The 15,884-nt window shown below is 58.0% G+C and carries 20 protein-coding genes; 13 read left to right on the forward strand and 7 right to left on the reverse strand.

What is annotated here, in order from left to right; translation table 11 throughout:
- Nucleotides 1-43 precede the first annotated feature (43 nt).
- The 3 genes from AWB77_RS30855 to AWB77_RS36215 all read left to right on the forward strand — a co-directional run bounded on the left by AWB77_RS30855 (nt 44) and on the right by AWB77_RS36215 (nt 1,208).
- On the forward strand, nt 44-232 hold the full coding sequence (locus AWB77_RS30855) for a hypothetical protein (RefSeq protein ID WP_061138275.1): 189 nt from the start codon (nt 44-46) through the stop codon (nt 230-232).
- 100 nt (nt 233-332) lie between these two features.
- Nucleotides 333-998 carry a Lar family restriction alleviation protein gene (locus tag AWB77_RS30860; RefSeq protein ID WP_063936590.1) on the forward strand — a complete coding sequence of 222 codons (666 nt, stop codon included), beginning with the start codon at nt 333-335 and terminating at the stop codon, nt 996-998.
- Nucleotides 999-1,067: 69 nt separating this feature from the next.
- Nucleotides 1,068-1,208 carry a hypothetical protein gene (locus tag AWB77_RS36215; protein WP_157694954.1) on the forward strand — a complete coding sequence of 47 codons (141 nt, stop codon included), beginning with the start codon at nt 1,068-1,070 and terminating at the stop codon, nt 1,206-1,208.
- 125 nt (nt 1,209-1,333) lie between these two features.
- On the opposite strand, the gene AWB77_RS30865 is transcribed toward AWB77_RS36215, so the two are convergent.
- On the reverse strand, nt 1,334-2,470 hold the full coding sequence (locus AWB77_RS30865; protein ID WP_061138277.1) for an integrase domain-containing protein: 1,137 nt from the start codon (nt 2,468-2,470) through the stop codon (nt 1,334-1,336).
- 1,808 nt (nt 2,471-4,278) lie between these two features.
- On the opposite strand from AWB77_RS30865, the gene AWB77_RS30870 reads away from it, so the two are divergent.
- The 4 genes from AWB77_RS30870 (at nt 4,279) to AWB77_RS30875 (ending at nt 6,162) form a co-directional block, all read left to right on the forward strand.
- Nucleotides 4,279-5,301 (forward strand): PRTRC system protein D, encoded by a 1,023-nt coding sequence (locus AWB77_RS30870; protein ID WP_061138278.1) that lies wholly within the window; start codon nt 4,279-4,281, stop codon nt 5,299-5,301.
- A complete protein-coding gene (locus AWB77_RS36220; protein WP_157694955.1) occupies nt 5,298-5,627 on the forward strand; it encodes a hypothetical protein in 330 nt (109 codons plus the stop codon). Before AWB77_RS30870 ends, AWB77_RS36220 begins: the two co-directional genes overlap by 4 nt.
- Before the next feature lie 159 nt (nt 5,628-5,786).
- Nucleotides 5,787-5,939, forward strand: coding sequence for a hypothetical protein (locus tag AWB77_RS36225; protein WP_157694956.1), 153 nt, complete (start codon nt 5,787-5,789; stop codon nt 5,937-5,939).
- On the forward strand, nt 5,926-6,162 hold the full coding sequence (locus AWB77_RS30875) for a hypothetical protein (RefSeq protein ID WP_061138279.1): 237 nt from the start codon (nt 5,926-5,928) through the stop codon (nt 6,160-6,162). The genes AWB77_RS36225 and AWB77_RS30875 overlap by 14 nt, the downstream gene beginning before the upstream one ends.
- A gap of 68 nt (nt 6,163-6,230) precedes the next feature.
- Here the strand turns inward: AWB77_RS30875 and AWB77_RS30880 are convergent, their stop codons facing one another.
- The 6 genes from AWB77_RS30880 to AWB77_RS30905 form a co-directional block, all read right to left on the reverse strand.
- Complete coding sequence (locus AWB77_RS30880; protein WP_008343128.1) at nt 6,231-6,455, reverse strand: hypothetical protein; 225 nt, start codon at nt 6,453-6,455, stop codon at nt 6,231-6,233.
- Between the two features lie 109 nt (nt 6,456-6,564).
- Nucleotides 6,565-7,647 carry a DUF7146 domain-containing protein gene (locus AWB77_RS30885; RefSeq protein WP_061138280.1) on the reverse strand — a complete coding sequence of 361 codons (1,083 nt, stop codon included), beginning with the start codon at nt 7,645-7,647 and terminating at the stop codon, nt 6,565-6,567.
- 255 nt (nt 7,648-7,902) lie between these two features.
- Nucleotides 7,903-8,442, reverse strand: coding sequence for a single-stranded DNA-binding protein (gene ssb / locus AWB77_RS30890; RefSeq protein WP_061138281.1), 540 nt, complete (start codon nt 8,440-8,442; stop codon nt 7,903-7,905).
- Nucleotides 8,443-8,453: 11 nt separating this feature from the next.
- A complete protein-coding gene (locus tag AWB77_RS30895; protein ID WP_244158712.1) occupies nt 8,454-9,239 on the reverse strand; it encodes a hypothetical protein in 786 nt (261 codons plus the stop codon).
- Nucleotides 9,240-9,246: 7 nt separating this feature from the next.
- Entirely contained in the window at nt 9,247-9,681 is a 435-nt protein-coding gene (locus AWB77_RS30900; RefSeq protein ID WP_061138282.1) for a hypothetical protein, read from the reverse strand.
- A gap of 109 nt (nt 9,682-9,790) precedes the next feature.
- Entirely contained in the window at nt 9,791-10,090 is a 300-nt protein-coding gene (locus AWB77_RS30905; RefSeq protein WP_061138283.1) for a hypothetical protein, read from the reverse strand.
- 386 nt (nt 10,091-10,476) lie between these two features.
- On the opposite strand from AWB77_RS30905, the gene AWB77_RS30910 reads away from it, so the two are divergent.
- The 6 genes from AWB77_RS30910 to AWB77_RS30930 all read left to right on the forward strand — a co-directional run bounded on the left by AWB77_RS30910 (nt 10,477) and on the right by AWB77_RS30930 (nt 15,825).
- Nucleotides 10,477-11,163: a nuclease-related domain-containing protein gene (locus AWB77_RS30910; protein WP_061138284.1), complete on the forward strand. Its 687-nt coding sequence runs from the start codon at nt 10,477-10,479 to the stop codon at nt 11,161-11,163.
- A gap of 269 nt (nt 11,164-11,432) precedes the next feature.
- Complete coding sequence (locus AWB77_RS30915; RefSeq protein WP_061138285.1) at nt 11,433-12,791, forward strand: hypothetical protein; 1,359 nt, start codon at nt 11,433-11,435, stop codon at nt 12,789-12,791.
- A 67-nt stretch (nt 12,792-12,858) separates the two neighbouring features.
- A complete protein-coding gene (locus AWB77_RS30920) occupies nt 12,859-14,049 on the forward strand; it encodes a FlhC family transcriptional regulator (protein ID WP_061138286.1) in 1,191 nt (396 codons plus the stop codon).
- A 21-nt stretch (nt 14,050-14,070) separates the two neighbouring features.
- Nucleotides 14,071-14,241, forward strand: a complete 171-nt coding sequence (locus tag AWB77_RS36535; protein WP_167354192.1) for a hypothetical protein — start codon at nt 14,071-14,073, stop codon at nt 14,239-14,241.
- 3 nt (nt 14,242-14,244) lie between these two features.
- A complete protein-coding gene (locus AWB77_RS30925; protein ID WP_061138287.1) occupies nt 14,245-14,619 on the forward strand; it encodes a hypothetical protein in 375 nt (124 codons plus the stop codon).
- Nucleotides 14,620-14,829: 210 nt separating this feature from the next.
- Nucleotides 14,830-15,825: a CAP domain-containing protein gene (locus AWB77_RS30930; RefSeq protein WP_061138288.1), complete on the forward strand. Its 996-nt coding sequence runs from the start codon at nt 14,830-14,832 to the stop codon at nt 15,823-15,825.
- The last annotated feature ends 59 nt before the right edge of the window (nt 15,826-15,884 follow it).

Below are 15,884 nucleotides of genomic sequence, written 5' to 3' on the forward strand. Positions count from 1 at the left end.
TGACTGACGCTTCGCGCCGTCATCCTCTCAAGGAGGTACCGCGATGAAGGTCGGTCCCAGTTTAGCGATGCGAACGGCGATCAACGCACTACGCGACATCGTCGAAAGTGAGCGCATGCCAAACGGCATCCCGCTAACTGATGATGAACTCGAATTGCATCGACTGTCTGCCGATGAACTCGAAAGGCAACTGGTGTCACTGAAAAATCTAGTGGGGCGGCTGGAAAGGTGACTTGCGGCGAGCGCGCTCAGGTGCCATCACGCGGGTAGCTATAATTAACGGCGGCTTACAAAACTAGAACCGCCGGCGAGCCGGCGACAGGACAGGCGCCATGACTGACGAGCTTTTTCCCTGCGACCATTGCGGCGGAAAGTGGTCTTTCGGATTCTCCCAGCGATTAGTCGGCCGTCCGTCGGCTCCTGAGCGCGACTTCGCTCGCCTCGGCAACAGCCTGACGCCGCCCATGCAAGACATGGAGCCGCGCTCACCATATGACGTCCCTTACGAGAAGGTCTGCTGCATCTTCTGCGAAGAATGTGGGATGCAGACGCCTTGGATCCCGATCGGCAACGACCGCTACGCGGCACTGGATAAGGCCGGCGAGATTTGGAATGCGCGGATGCGGCGGCCGAAAGCCACCGAGGGAGATTTGCTTCAGCTCGTCAGGAAAGAAATCAGCGCAGTTGACGATGCTTACCTGATCGACCTCCTCTCGAGGAACGAGGACGACTGGGAAAAACGCGGGCCCATTTTCCAGATGCTCGCAAGGAAAATCGCCGACAGCAAAATCACGATGAGCGAGTTCTGGCCAGTCGACACAGTCCTCCGCGATGCGGCGCGATATCGGAAGCTCCAGCAGTTAGCGAAGCGCATTTACATCGACGGAATCGCTTCGGTGCAGTTTCCCCGGATTCCCGCGACAGGCGGTGACGAAGGCAACTTTGAGAACAGCGTCAACGAGGCAGTCGATGACCTCCCCGACCGCAACCGCTGGTGACTTGACTTCATTCGGTAGCGATCATACTGAAGGGACCTACAAACTAGACACAGCGAACAAGGATCGAATATGTCACCCATCCAGTACATCGTCGCCGCCTACCGGCTCCGCAACAAACTCGCGCCGCAGCTTTTTACATTGCTCGCCCTGGGCGTGATCCTGACGTATCACGCGATGACCAGTCCGCACTTGGGTTGGCTCTTGGACTGAAACGCGAGAGTGACGCTCTCCGGAGAGCGTCCCATTCAAACACCTCTAAGAGTCAAGCTACTGAATTCAAATAGAAAAACCTCTGTTACAAAATGAGCCGGATATTCACACCCCCCTTAGTCGGCTCACTTTTCGCATTGTAAAATGCGGTACAGGCCCGTTCTGGAGATGCCGAGAGCGCTCGCTGCTGCCTTTTTATTGCCATCGCTTGCCGCCAGTGCCTCCTGGACTTGTTCAAATGTCACCTTGGGCGCCTTCAGTCGCCTCTGGACAGAAAAGCTGGACAAGTAAGCACCGGCCTTTTGCTCTTTGCTGTGGCCGGCCGCCTCAACCACGGCTTGCATCGCTTCGCGGTGGAGCGCCGGGTCGGCCCTCTGGTCGCTGCCCTTGATCGGCGCAGGAACGCCGGTGTACTTTTCAAACATCTGCTGCAAGAACTGATGCCTCAGGCCGTGGCACGTAACGCCCAAGCCAGACTTCGTCACACCATGATGCTTGAGAACCGTATAGAAATGGTCCTTCCACTGAGTCTTGGTATAGCCGTCTGGGATAGTCGAGCCAGTAGACCGGTTTGTGTATTGAGCAGCCTCGACTAGGACATCCATCTTTAAGTCCATCGGCACCACACGAGCGCGACCGCCCTTTGTGCCGTGGACCACGCTGAGCTTTCCGTCTTTACGGACTGCGTCTTTGGGCCGCAAAAGAAGACTCTCTTCGACCCTTAGACCGAATGCGGCTTGCAGCTTCATTTGCACAGCAACAACCGGCTCCGTCTTCGCGATTTCTTCAATGATGGCTACCGCGTCGATTCCCTTGCCTTCCCACGACTTATCTTCGGTAGCAACGTAGGTGCGCCGAAAGTTATGTGCTTCGGGATCGATGTACTCCGACATCGTCTTGACGACGGTTGGCTTGTTAATCCACTTGGTAAATGCGCGGAAGTACGTTAGCTTGTTCTCGATGGTTCCAGGACTCTGGCCTTCCCTATGCCACAGCGCCACGAGGCCTTCGATGTGCTTTTCCCTGAGTGCATATGGCGTCTGCAACGCGAATCCAATCTGGCGCAACTCGACGAACGATCGGCAAAGCCTGCGCAGTCGGAAGCTTTGCGTCTTTATCGACAGTGGCTTAGCGCTAACGCGCGTCCGACTGTGAACTCGGTTGACATTGTCGGTAAAGATCCGTTCGAGACCAGACCGGAAATCGGCAGGAAGCTCGGGATAATCGGCAACGATGCCCTTCACATAGACGGTAACCGTCATTCAGTTGCTCCTTCGTAGGTCGTTGTTCGCAGTTGCATAGCCGTGACGTACATTGCTCGACCCCTCTCAAATGCCATTGCCAATTCATCCGACCGCGCGAAGGCATCCGGAACGCCACCGGCGCACGTGTCAGGAATCCATCCCGCTATGGCCGCGTGCCGAAGTGCTCTTCGCCGAGATCGGGTATCGTCAAAACCGTAGGAAATCGACAGCCGCCATAAAGACCACGCGACTTCGGCTTCCAACGCGTGGTCTATCAGCGTAAAAATCCGCCGTCGTTGGCATTGTTTAGAGGATGTCGAGACGTTCCGTGTCTGTTTCTGATTTGCGCCGCCGCTTTGGTCTTGGCAACGCTCGACTGCCACGACTACGACACTCGGTATCGTCCCGTTAGACCTCCACGCAGCCTGCCATCGCGTCAGCCCATCAGCGCATCAGCGCCTGACGCATCGATCGCATCAGCAAACATCAGCGCTCGCAGTCGGGCGGTAGCATCCCAGGGCATCGGACGTAATCGCCACGTAGTTCGCGACCATCTCTGCTCGCGCAATGTCATTCTTAAGCGGCTCTAGCAAGCGCGTTCTCCTTATATGCATCCGAGTCAGCACCGCGCTCCTATATGAGCGGTGCCCTTGCGTGCCACCGCGCCGCATACCTCGGGAGCCTATCCCCGAGTCTTGCCGCACAGCTGCTGCGTATCCCCGCCGGGCCCTGCCTTCCTATCCTTTAGCGATTCCATCCGATAGCCCCGCACGTGGAAGAAACGTGCATCGACCTCCGTACTGCTGCGTGCTGCCAGTCGTCACGCTTCGCGTGTTGACCGCCGCTGATTTGCTGCCGGCGCACATCCAACGCGTAGCCCGCTTCGCGGGATCTCGCGTCGTTGTGTACTTCCTGCTGCTCCCAGCAGTCGAATCGCTCGCTGTTGCGCGGTCGATTCGGCTATTGCCGCTGCTACGGCTACCGCGCCGGCCACAAGCGCGCTGCTGCGCGCCGGTGTGCTTCGCCTTTATGACGGCACGACCTCGGCCAAGTGCTCGGTAATCTCTTTGCGCTGTCTTTTTTCCGGGTGCGCCGCCCGTTCGTCTTCCGTACAGGGAGCAGCTTGCCGTGTCGGCCTAGCTGCTCCCCCATCCCAAAGCGCGTTCACTCGGTCGCGGTGTGTCGGACCTCATGCAACGTACCCAGCGTCGTGTGCTGTAAGGATGCGTCCATCGTCATTGAGGGATGAAAGGCGGACCACGGATATGTGTCCATGACCACTCCCAATCCGTCTCAATTCGGACAATCGGGCAAAACCGCCCGCAAACCCAATCGATATCGCGTGTCCAGCGTCCTCAATTTGGGTCGCTTTGAACTTGATTAGATTCAGAAAAAGGCCGCTTCATTTTGCGGCCGCGACAGAGGGGTTTTCGCTAGGCAAAGCGGTCCCCTCACGGTCCATTCCAGGAAAGTCGATGCGCACTACGCGCGGTTGGTAATTAGAAGAATATCGGCGCCGTGACCACTCAAAGAGTTAAAAGCTGCCTAAATGTTGCGAGCTTTTGCTTCCTTGACATCGCGCGCCGATCTGTAGAGTTGGACAGACGTAACGGGGACTTTTCCCACCAGTTTCGTCTCAATAACTGACAGTATTGGCTGCTTCACACGGTTAATTCGCCATCTAACCGTTCATGGGGAGCTAACTGGCGGTTATCCGGACGTTTCGAGAAAAGCAGCCTGTGCGACCGCCCAACTACCAGTTTTCTGTCAGAAAGCTGGAAGATGGGTTGAATCTATCGAATTGCTCTGGAGAGAGAATTAACACGATGAAAGTACATGCGCCCGTCCTTGCCGTCGACGTCGGCTATGGCAACACCAAGATCGCCTTCCGCAACGGCTCCGACGTTTCGACCTTTATGTTTCCGTCGCTGACTCCCCCGTACAAGGCTCACACGATCGCCAAAGAGAGCGCCGGTTTAATAACGACGCCCAAGACTGTCGCAGTGGACATCGACGGTAAGCGCTATCAGGTCGGTCCCGGCGTGCTGTTGAGCTCGCGTAACGGCGACGCGGGAGCGACACTTAACGACGACTATTGCACGACTGCAAGCTATGCCGCGCTGCTAGCCGGCGCTTTTCACTTCGCGAACATCGCATCGATTGACCGCCTAGTTCTCGGCCTACCGATGAGGAACTTCCACACCCACGTTGCGCATTTGCGCAGTGCATTCGCCGGTAAGAATGCATACGGCGATGTTGAGTTCGATGTCGGCAGCGTCATCGTGCTTCCACAGCCTCTCGGCGCATTGGTCAACTTCTCGCGCTACCACGAGTTCGACAACGAGGACCCGCACCTCATCATTGACGTCGGCTACTTCACAACCGATTGGGTGGTGGCAACCGGGTTGACTATCGACGAAGAGCGCAGCGGAGGTCACCACAGCGGTGCGTCTCACTATTACGAAGCCATCGCCGCTGTCATCAAGGAGAAACTACATATCGACACGCAGGGAATTGAGCGGATCGATAAGGCGCTGCGCACGGGATCGACTCTCCTGCTTAACGGGAACGACTATGACCTACAGGAGTTTCTGCCAGCGGCGCAGACGGTTATCGACGCAGCGGTTAAAGCTATCCAAGCGGGCGTAAAGAACACAGTGGACATTCGCTCCATCGTCCTCACTGGCGGCGGTGCGGCTCTCTACAGGTCCGAGATTCAAGCGCGGTTTCCCCATTTGAGGATCGACCATATGGCAGAACCATGCTTCACGAATGTCAGGGGATTCCTCGCCGCTGGTGAGGCAACGCTGCTGCGCGACAAGAAGCGCAAGGAAGCGGTGCCCGCATGACAGGCGCTTTGGAGATCAAGGTAACAATCAGCGAGATCGCGACGCCAACGTTGTTTGATGCTCTAGTTGCGGTCTCCAATCCGAGGCAACGCGCAGCGCTGCTCAAGCGCTTAGCAGAAGATGCTTTGCGGGGCAGTGTCCAGGTTCCTCGTGCGGGCGTGCCTAGCACGCCAACGTCAGCCAACGCATCCGCAACGACGAAAGCTGCAAGGGGTCCTGCGCCCAGCGAGGCAACTCCCGTCGCTGCTAAGCAAATCCCACCAGTTCAGGATGATCAGCCTGATTTCGACTACGCGTTCCTGGCCGAAAACTTGAACCTCGGGTGAGCCTAAGCTAGATCGAGGAGGCACACGCCGCTTCGCAGATCGGCGTTTAGCGCCAACGGAAGCGCAGCGGCGTGGGCTTTCGTCGACGGCTTGACTTCGCCTAGTTGTTGGCAGAATAGGGACATATATAGTGCAATCTGCAAACGCAACGGAGGAATAATGAGCTTCATCGAAAACTTGGCACAGCTTGACTGGACGCGCGGCGTGCGCATGTGGATTCTCGTGGCCGCCGCGCTGGCTGCTTGCGAGGCGGCTTATTTGTTTCATCGCGCTCTGTTCCGCCAAGTCAACGGAGCCGATGATGTACGCTAAATTCATGGCACTGCCTTTTTTTGCGCGACGCCTCCTCATCGCCATGGCGTCTCTCTTCGTGATGTGGGTCTGTGCCTATCTGCCAAAGAGCGGGTTGACTCAGGTGCTGATCGGCTCAGGCGCGTTCATTATTTTTTGGGCAACCGGCCTCCTCGTGCCTTTCCTCAAGGTCACGTTTTTCGTCCTGAGGTGGCGTTTGTGGTACGTCGTGCGCTACAAGTAGCCTCTGAATCGCAAGCCACAAATAGAAAAGCCCCGACCAATGGTCGGGGCTTTTGTCTTAAGGGGTTTTCAATGCAGCAGAGATACACCTTGTGCGCTCGCCTGTCGACGAATGCAGTAAAACCAAGCAGTGTCCAGCGTGACGCCTTGTTTCTCCAGTCGGGCGTGACCGCCTCGCTTCCGGTCGATGACGTCATAGGCTTCCGCCTGCGACTTCCCTACCCTGACCGAGCCGTTCTCGACACCGGAAGTTGCCACGATTTCATACCGGCCAACAATCATGCTGAAGCTCATTTCCTTTTCTCCATTGGAAAAGCTCGGGCGGATTGCGGCCCCAGCGGGGACGAATCCCCACCGGGCAGAAAGTTACTATTAGCGGCCAGACGGCCGCGGAATCAAACAATCAAACGTGCAGTGCTTCGCGTTCGTCGCGGCGCACCACCATTGCCACCGCAGGGCGATGCGCTGCCTGAGACGCACACCACTCGTCGGCGAAATCTGTTTCCCGCTTTTTAGGCCGGTGGACCAGAGCCGTGTAGCCTTCAGCTCGCAGCCGCTTCGCCAGCTTCAATGCGGCATCAACGCCCGGCGATTTACCGGTGCGGGGATCGACCGCATCAAAGTCCGCGAAGATGTGGACGACGCGGATACCGAGGCCGTCCGGCACAACGAAATCGGCGAGAAGGATTCGATTAAGGCAATACCAGACCGGCACACCAAACTGCATGTGCGCGGCGTACGCCGTCTCGAGACCTTCCGCGACGCCGATTTCGCCATCGACTGGATCCATCAGCCGGACTGCGCCGCCGTTTAGCTTGTGAAGCGTCACGTCGTTCAGCTTGGCCGGAAGGATCTCGCCATCGTTAGTAACGATCGACGCCTTCGACGGTTTCGAGCGTTCAAGGAACGTGCGGTGCAGCGTTCCAAGCCGGCCGTCCGGCAGCGTGAAACGAGCAAGGATGCCCGGCCACTGACCGATTACCTTCTTCTCGTGACGGTAATCGAGCATTGCCATACGCAGCGCTGCGGACGGCGCTGCCGTGAGGCCCGGAATACGTTCGCGCAGGTACCGAGGAACGAGGCCATCGGTGCCGACCAGCGTCGCTCGATCCCACATCGAGTCGAGGCGCTTGCGCGCCCACTCGGGATCGACCTTTCGGCCAGGCGCCGGGGCTGCCGGTTGTGCTCGGTTCTGCCGCACCTCAGCCAGACTGCCACCCTCGAGTTCGATCATAAGTTCGTGGAAGGTCATTCCGGTGGACTTGCAGATAAGCTCGAACCCGTCGCCGGCCTTCCGGTCGCCGTCGTTGCACTTGCGGCAAACCCAGTCGCCCCGGCGGCGATTGTTATCGTAAGTAAAGCGGTCGTCTCCGCCGCAGATGGGACAAGGTGCACCCTTCCCGGTCAATGAGCTTGCGGGCACTCCATACCTCCGGAGCAACGCAAGCCACTGTTCCGGGGACAGCTTGATGTCCTTCACATTCATTGTCACTCCAGTTATGGTGTGGTTGAGGTCGATGCCTGAACAGGCGGTGAAACCGTGCTCAAAAAAGCCGTCCGCCTCGCGCGAGGCGAGCGCGGCGGGCGGCTTTTTTCAGCAGGGGAAGCGAAAGGTGGGTGTAGCGACGAATGAGGTCGTGTCGCGTAGGACAGAGACGCTTCGCGGCTTCGCCGACCGTTTTCGGTTCGACGAAGCAACGAAGGTGAGAAGAAACAGGAAGCGAGGTGAGCCGTTACGGGATCAGATCGCAGCCCACTCGCGGCCCATCAGATGCGGCCTGAAGGGTATGTCGTCGTCATCTGCGAAGCCGCCTCCTCCACCATACGACGTCGATTGCGGTTCGCGACTCGCCGGCGCAGGGTTGCTCGATCGCGGCTGCTGCGAGCGTTCTTGACGTGCCGGGCGTTGGCTCTCGAAGCCGTCATTGGATGAACGATCGCCCGTAGAGCGGCCGCCGAGCATTTGCATCTGGTCTGCGACGATTTCCGTCGAGTACCGCTCCTGCCCGGCTTGGTCCGTGTACTTGCGCGTGCGGATTCTGCCTTCGATGTACACCGATGAGCCCTTCTTCAGATACTCATTGACGATCTCAGCCAGCCGACCGAAGAACGACACTCGATGCCATTCGGTCTGCTCCTTCATTTCGCCCGAGGCCTTGTCTTTATAGCGATCGGTCGTTGCGAGTCGGATATTGGCGACCGCATCGCCGCTCGGCAGGTAGCGCGTCTCAGGATCAGCCCCGAGGTTGCCGACGAGGATGACTTTGTTTACTGATGCCATAACTAACTCCCTTAAGATTTTCTGGAAATAGACCAAAGCCACTTGTCCCACAGCACTTGCTCGCCGCTGGCGTCTAGCTTAGGTCGCCCACGTCCATCGACTGCTGGCACTTTGGTTTTGCCGATCCGCTTGACTTCAACGCGGTCACCGATGCGACAGGCCGACTCTGCGATTGCGTCACGGAGGCCCTCGCCTTGGAGAACGTGCGTCTCGCCGCGATGCTCGAGCGTCACGCAAAACGATTCATACGTCTTGCCAGGGCGCTTGCCATCGGGGAATTGTTTCTCCCCCCACTCTCTCAAGACCCCGTACCTCGCGCGCTCGGTCCGCCGATGTGACGACTCAGCGGGTCGAGGGGGCGCTGTCACGACGGCGTCCGTAACTTCTGGCCGGGGTCGCGCGTCGCTGACATTGACTGGTCGAACGGGTTTGGCGTCGAGCGAAGGCGTGTCTTGCGCATGAGCGCCCTTGAGTGCAGCCGCAATGGCGTCGGTCAACGTGCCCTTGTACTCGTGCAGCACTTCCCAGTGCGGCGCGAGCGCCGGTATCAGCTTCATGCCGACAGCCGTTGGTCGCAGCTCGTAGTCGAACGCCGGACGAAACTGCACGACGACGCCACCTTCATCGCGGAACAACATCGGTTGTCCTGCGATGGCGATGTGCCGTTCGTTGGCGCCGCCCTTGCCGACCTCAATGGGGGATGAATGGCTTGCGGGATTGTCGCTGCGACGCTGCGGCTGCGGCGTCACTCCGAAAAGCGTCCCGATCAGCCGGCCGAACGTTGAAGTGTTCATCATCGGCCTCCTACACCAGCGTGCCGAAGCACTCGCGACGCACCTCTTCCATGTCGCGCTTGAGCAGCGGGTTGCTCAGGATGATGTCTTGCAAGAATTCCGGATCGACGCCGTTGATCTTGCAGACATACCGATACGGCAGCGCCCCGCTCCAGAACTCCATGACCCAGCCGAGCGTTGCTCGGTAGTCTTCGAGTTCCATCTTCTTTCTGTTTCTGAGTCGCTCGCTGAACAGTACAGCGCAGTCCATCAACGACTCGGGCATGTTGTCGCCGCGTCTGCTGTCAGTCGCAAGACTGATCAACGCGTCGACCATTTTGTCTTTTACCGCATCGCTCCACAGATGCGAATCGGGCAGAGGATCAGGCTTGGGTCGGGCACGCGTGATCGGCGCGGGAGGAGCGTCGAACATGTCCAGTTGCCATGCTGCTACTTCTGCTTGCATGGGAATCTCCGATTAAAACGGGAACCCATGCCCGCAACGGGATGGTTTCCCGTTGGGGTGAGGGGTCAAGACCGCCCGCGCGGGCAGTCTTGACATTCTGGCGTAGCGACTAGTCGTCGGTGCCTGTCTTAAGTGGAACGACCACTGCGGACTTGGCGTACTGACGTTTGATGGGCGTGACGTTGGCGTCGGCGTGAGCCGAAGCGACAACGGCGTGCGCGGGAGCCTTCGAATCCTCCGCTTTCTCTTCTTTCAGCGCCGCCTTGATGGATCTCTTGATCCAAACAGCGACGGTGGCAGAAACAAACAGAAAGGCGAAGAACGAGTGCGCAGCAAGCCACAACGCAAAGCAAACAGCGACCAACCAGCCGGGCGATTTCATCGCCTTCAATACCAACTGCTTCGGCATTTTTCTCTCCAGAAAAAGACGCACTAGGGGATGTCCAGCCAGTACAGCGCTGGATGGTTTTCGATGCTCGGGTGAGCAGGGAAAAACGGGCGCGCGGAGAGACGCTTTCGTCACGGCTCGATGAAGGCGTGGCGGAAGCAACTCACTGCGGATGGAAGAAGAGATCGCAAGCGCGCGCACTCATGCTCAGCGGCGGCTTTGGTCGATGCGTCGGTGACGCGGGGATCACAGGCAATTTACGCGTGGGCCGCGAGCGCGTGCGCGCGAAAGCTCCCAATTTCGCACCGCCTTTCGATTTTCGGCATGGAGCGTGGCAGCGCCGCCGCGCTCCCTTGACTTCCATTTGCCCTTGGCATGCTAGTTACGTGCTCAACAGGAGGCAGCGAATGTTCTTCGAAATGCTTGTCGCAGTCGGCGGCTATCACGTATTCAGAGCCATCAAGCGGCGGAGCCGATCTGGTCCGCGCAGCGCCCATCGCGCGAAACGCTCGTCGGACGATATCGGTGCGGCCGGCGAGGCGCTGGCTCAAGCAAAGCTTCGAACGACCCTCAGGTGGCTGTGCGGCGATAACTTCTACCTGCACGAAGGGACGTTGCTTATAGAACATGCTCCCGGGACTGCGTTCCCTACCGCAGAGATCGATCACCTCGCGATTACGCCGTTCGGCGTCTTCGTTTTCGAGACGAAGAATTGGTCCGGCCGCATCGCGCCGTCAAATTGCACCGCGATGCTGACACGCATTGCGCCCAACGGAAAAGCGGACGAGCGCCGCTCGCCTATCGAACAAAACCGCAGCAAGATCCGTTTCGTCCGAGAGCAGCTTCCTGCGATATGGCCGGTCGCTGGCGCGGGTCTCTTCGTGTCCGCAGAAGTCGTCCTCCATCCGGAACTATCGACCGATCTAATGGCACTGGACGACCTCCCCCACTGGTTGCGGTCGAAGCGTGCAGAGCACACCGGCAGATCGGCGGTGGACGTCGCCAAGGCCCGCGAAGCGGTGCTCATGTATGCGGACACCTCGACCGAAGGTTTCATGGCGCACAAGGTTCGTGCACAGCGCCTCTACCGGTAATCACGAGAAGTTTCAAGCGCTAACCCTAGGTAATTGTTTCCATGTAAAAGCTTAAGAAACCCTTAAGTGTTTCAAAATTGAACCGTTAATCGTTTGCAGAAGTGCCGAAAAACACTGTCTTTCGCTTCCGGAAGGCAAAAGACGGGGTAAAAACGGCGTCTTTTGATGTCGGACGCGCTGGGGAGCGCCGTTACGATCGCTTACATCTGTGAGAAAGAACGTCCCACAGCGGGAAACGTTGCACGAAATGAGAACTGCCGCTGGCGCAAATGAATATCGGCGGATGCGGCTGGTTGCGTACTGACACCATTTTCTTATCCGCGAGCGAAGTCCTCGCGGGGTTTGAACGCAGCGCGCGGGGGCGCTGCAAAATCTGGAGAGAAGTTATGGCCTCAAGTAGTGACGATTCTAAGAAGAACCTGCAAGTGCGGAAAACGGAACTTCACGATCCGTTAGACGACATTTTTGGCCCAGTTTCGGCCGGCGGTGCCGAACGCTCGAAGATCGAAACGGTTGCCCGGCAGCTTTTCGGAGACGGCCCCGAGTTCACCGATCTTATCGCTCAGCTCGTCGAGAACATGGTAACGATCGCGGAGGCGAGACAGCGAGTTTCAACCGACCTCAAAACGATAGGCGGCCTGTTGATCAACTCCATGCACCTGATCAAAAACGCGCTGCTCACGACGTCGGGCAACAAGACAACTGCCCTGCGACGTGCCGCGACGTTGGGATATTCCTTCTTCGACATGGCTCTCGGCGTGAAAATGCACGCAGCCCGCAAGTACATGCGTTGCTATGAGGCGTTTCTTGACAACACCGAGGCTATCCGCGTATTCAACGTCGGCGAACTGGACATCCTCGCTTCCGACCACGTGACCGACGAGCAGGTGGCGGCCATTCTTGCGGCAAAGCAGGCCAACGAGCATATGACCCGCGAAGACATTCGCAAAATGCTGGCGACGCTGCAGAAGCAGGAAGAGGCACTCGCTGACCGAAAAGCAGAGCTAGACAACTACGAGGCGCTGCTCGAGGACAGCAAAACCGCTCAGCGGGTCGCGGAGGACGAAGCCAACCGCCTTCAGCAACAGCTTGACGCCACCGCAAAACTGATCGCCGAAAAAGAGGCCCAGCTTCAGCGCATGGACAGCTATTACACCGGTCGGCAGGCGGGCCTCGCCAACCTCGAAAAGGACCTCGCGGACAAGGACAAGGAAATTGCAAGGCTGAACGACGAAAGAAACGCGCTGCTCAACCGGAAGCCGGAAGTCCAGATCAAGGAAGTTGAGACGACTCCGGCTGGATATAAGAGCATTTCCGAATCACTGGAAAAGCGCAACGCTGAACTCAAACAGCTAGAAGAGCAGCTGGTCGAGAGGCGCGCCGAGTTGGAACGACTCGAGGCCGACAGGAAGAAAGAGGCCGGCGCCATTGAAGCTGCTAACCGCGTTCAAGCAGCGATGCAAGAAGCGCTATCCGCATTTGAGCAATTCGCGGGCAAGCTCACGCTGGCTCAGGTGGCAGTTCAAGCTTCCGATGGGCTTGGGCAGCATGAACCGTTGGTCCAAACCCTGGCCGCAATGATGCGCAAGCACCTCAGCGAGATTGAGACGGGTTTGCGAAAGCTGTAAGACGTACCTGCCATAACGATAAGGCGGACGCGATGGGGTCGCATCCGCCAGCAAAAATACAAATAATATGTCGATCACCACGCTTGATGCCGTTGAGACCAACATTGCCCTTCGGCAGTATCTCGCTGAGAAGATACAAAGGACCAACTTTTCGCTGACCGCGGTTATCCATAAGGTACTCGCGCGGTACAGCAGCGCCGAAGCATTTTTTGGCGTCTCGTTCGACAACATGGAAACGTTCAAGGCGCACGCCGTACCAATGGCCAAGCTTATGAACATGCCGTTCCTAGCTCTGTCGCCGGCGCTGCAGGATCCTCGCGATTGGGCGACGTTTGTCGACGGGATAATGTTTTCGACTGCAGTGTCGAAGCTGTCCTCAGCGATGCCCTTCGTCGACGACGTGACGGCGCGCGATATTTTTCACTACAACTGCGCCTATGTTTCGCTGCTGAAAGACGTCCTCCACCAGAGTGTGCTCGCAGCGCCGCTCCTAGGTATCTCCTTTGAGTTGGCCGACTACCTGATGGGATTGCCGATCGGACGGCTGGAAGCAGCGATCGGTGCGATTCGCTTCCCTTTGTTTAGATGGCGGTTTGACGACGACCGCTTCTGGAAACAATACGGCGCGGATTCGCTCACCGAAGATTCGGTCGCTCACTATGTGATGCGCACTTCAAACCTCAAGCCTAGCGGTCTACCGTTCAAGCATTTGTGGTCCGACCTGCGGCTCGACCGCGCTAGGCGTGAGATCTACGCAAGATTAATGATGACCCAGGGCTGTCGCGCTTCGACCGCCACAAACTTGTTTGGCGTGACCTCGGCCATCACTCGCAGCACGTATCGCGAGATCCACGGCGTCAGCTCGCCGTGCGGGAATAGTGCAAGCTCGTTGACGTGGTACGTCGAGCGTCCCGTGCACCGGCTTCAAGCAACCATGCTCGTATGGCTTTACCGGTGCGCGCTGAAGAACGGAGCGAACATTCCGGAAGCGCTGATTGCATCCAACGACGTTCTCGACAAGATGTTCGGTAGTCGGCTCGCCGTTTCTGCTGACCGCGCGAACCATCTCACCCGCTCCATGGCGATCGATTCGAGGTTGAATGTCGCGCCGTGCAGAACTTGCGCGACGGAGTACATCTTGGCCAACGACGAAGGGAAGATCGAATTGGCGAAGGACTTCGTATGTCCCGGCTGCACTGGCGATCTGAAGCCGCGCTTGACCGAGCCAAAGAGCAAAGGTCGTAAGGCCGAAAAATAGTCACAGATAAAGGAGTTGTTGATGCCGCATGAATTCAACGTCGAGGCCGGTCTAGTGGTCTTCTCCCGCGACGGTCGCCCTCAGTTCGGCTGGCTCGACTTATTGACCGGCGAGTACCACGCCGAGTCCGACGGACGCTGCATCACCGATGCAATAGGTGCGATCGAGTTCCAATCAGACGTGATGCACTGACTCATGCAGGACTTCGCTTACCTCTTTCCAGACAGCGTCGCCGCGTGGCTCGAAGGCCGCGGGGACACGCGATTCCAACGGTACGAGAAGCACTACCGCGCCGATCGGGCGACCGCACAAACGAACGAAGCGTTCGACCTCGAGCGAAGCAATGTTCGTTTCGCCCAGCAGTTCGGTTCAGGCCGGCGGCAGTTCGCGGCTGTGTCGAAGAGCAAAGCATTCGGCGCGCTCGCGACTTTTCTCATTCTCCTTTGGGGCGGCACCGCACTCCTCTCTTCAGTCGGCGCGACACAGCCCGTCGCCGTCGCTGCGGTGCTAGGCGTCGTTTTCGTCGCCTTGCGGGTAAAGCACTTCCGCGCTCGCGGGCAGAAGCGATAGCAAACGGTTGCGATCAAACAACGGTGCGGAATTTCGAAGCCTTAGCGGGGATTACAATGCCTGCGCCGCCGTTTGGCCAACGGCAATTTGCCAACGAGGAAAGCGGTTTCGCGGCGGACTTCCGAGTCGCCTTGACTTCGAACACCGCTCGATAAGATGAAAGTAAGCAGATCGCGGGGGCGACTGCAACAACTAGATCGGAAACAATAAATGACGATTCAGAACGACTTCAAACTCTCGATGGCCGCGATCGCTGCATCGCTTTTGGTCGCTGCTTGCGGCGGTGGCGGTGGCGGCAGCAGCGATGCATCGCCTGCGGCCCCCGCAAGCGGTGCCAGCACGCCCGCGACTCCGACGAGTCCGGCCAATTTGACAACGCCTCAGTACCCGAGCGACAGCTTCCATCTCGCTGCATTCAATCTGCTCAACAAGCAGAGGCAACAATGCGGATTCCCGGCGCTTCAGGAAAACACGGCGCTTGATCAAGCAGCCGCCGCCCATGCGCAGTATCAAGCTACGAACAACACCATCTCCGACGCCGAAACGCCGGGCGCAGCGGGGTTCACGGGAGCGTCCTACGCTGATCGCGCAGCACATTTTGGCTATACGCAGAACAACGGTGTCGGCGGCGTATCGGGCGGCTTCTATACAAACGCAACGTGGACCGAAGCGCAGTACGGTGAGCAAGCCATCTATGGGTTGATTTCGGGCGTCTATCACATCTTCATTGCCATTGCGCCGACTACCACCATTGGGATCGGCAAGGTCGCCACGACGTACAACGGCTTCCCGACGGAGTGGTACTCGATGACGTTGGCGAACTATTCGGCTGTTAAGACGAACGTGCCGTTGACATTCCCGTGCCAGGGAACTACCGGGGTTGCGTACTCCGCTGGTGGAGAGATGCCGACCCCGCCTGCCACGTCGGGGAACTGGGGAACGCCTGTCGCAGTTGCAGGCAATGTGACGGATACCATCGTGATGCAGTCGGGTTCGATGACGGATTCATCGGGACATTCGATCAGCCTTCAAGTGCTTGACTCGGCCAAAGACCCGAACAAGCTCTTGCCGCCGTATATGGGTGTTGCGTACCCGTCCACGCCGTTGTCGCCGAACTCGCCATACACGGTTTCGATCAGCGGTACGATCAACGGAACGGCCTTTTCGCGTACTTTCACGTTCACCACCGGTAACGTGATTGGCTAACGACTAAGAGAAACACTGAACCGCCAGCCGATGTGTTGGCGGTTTTTTTCGCCGTCGTT

This window comes from Caballeronia fortuita (genome assembly GCF_001544835.2).
Classification (GTDB): domain Bacteria; phylum Pseudomonadota; class Gammaproteobacteria; order Burkholderiales; family Burkholderiaceae; genus Caballeronia; species Caballeronia fortuita.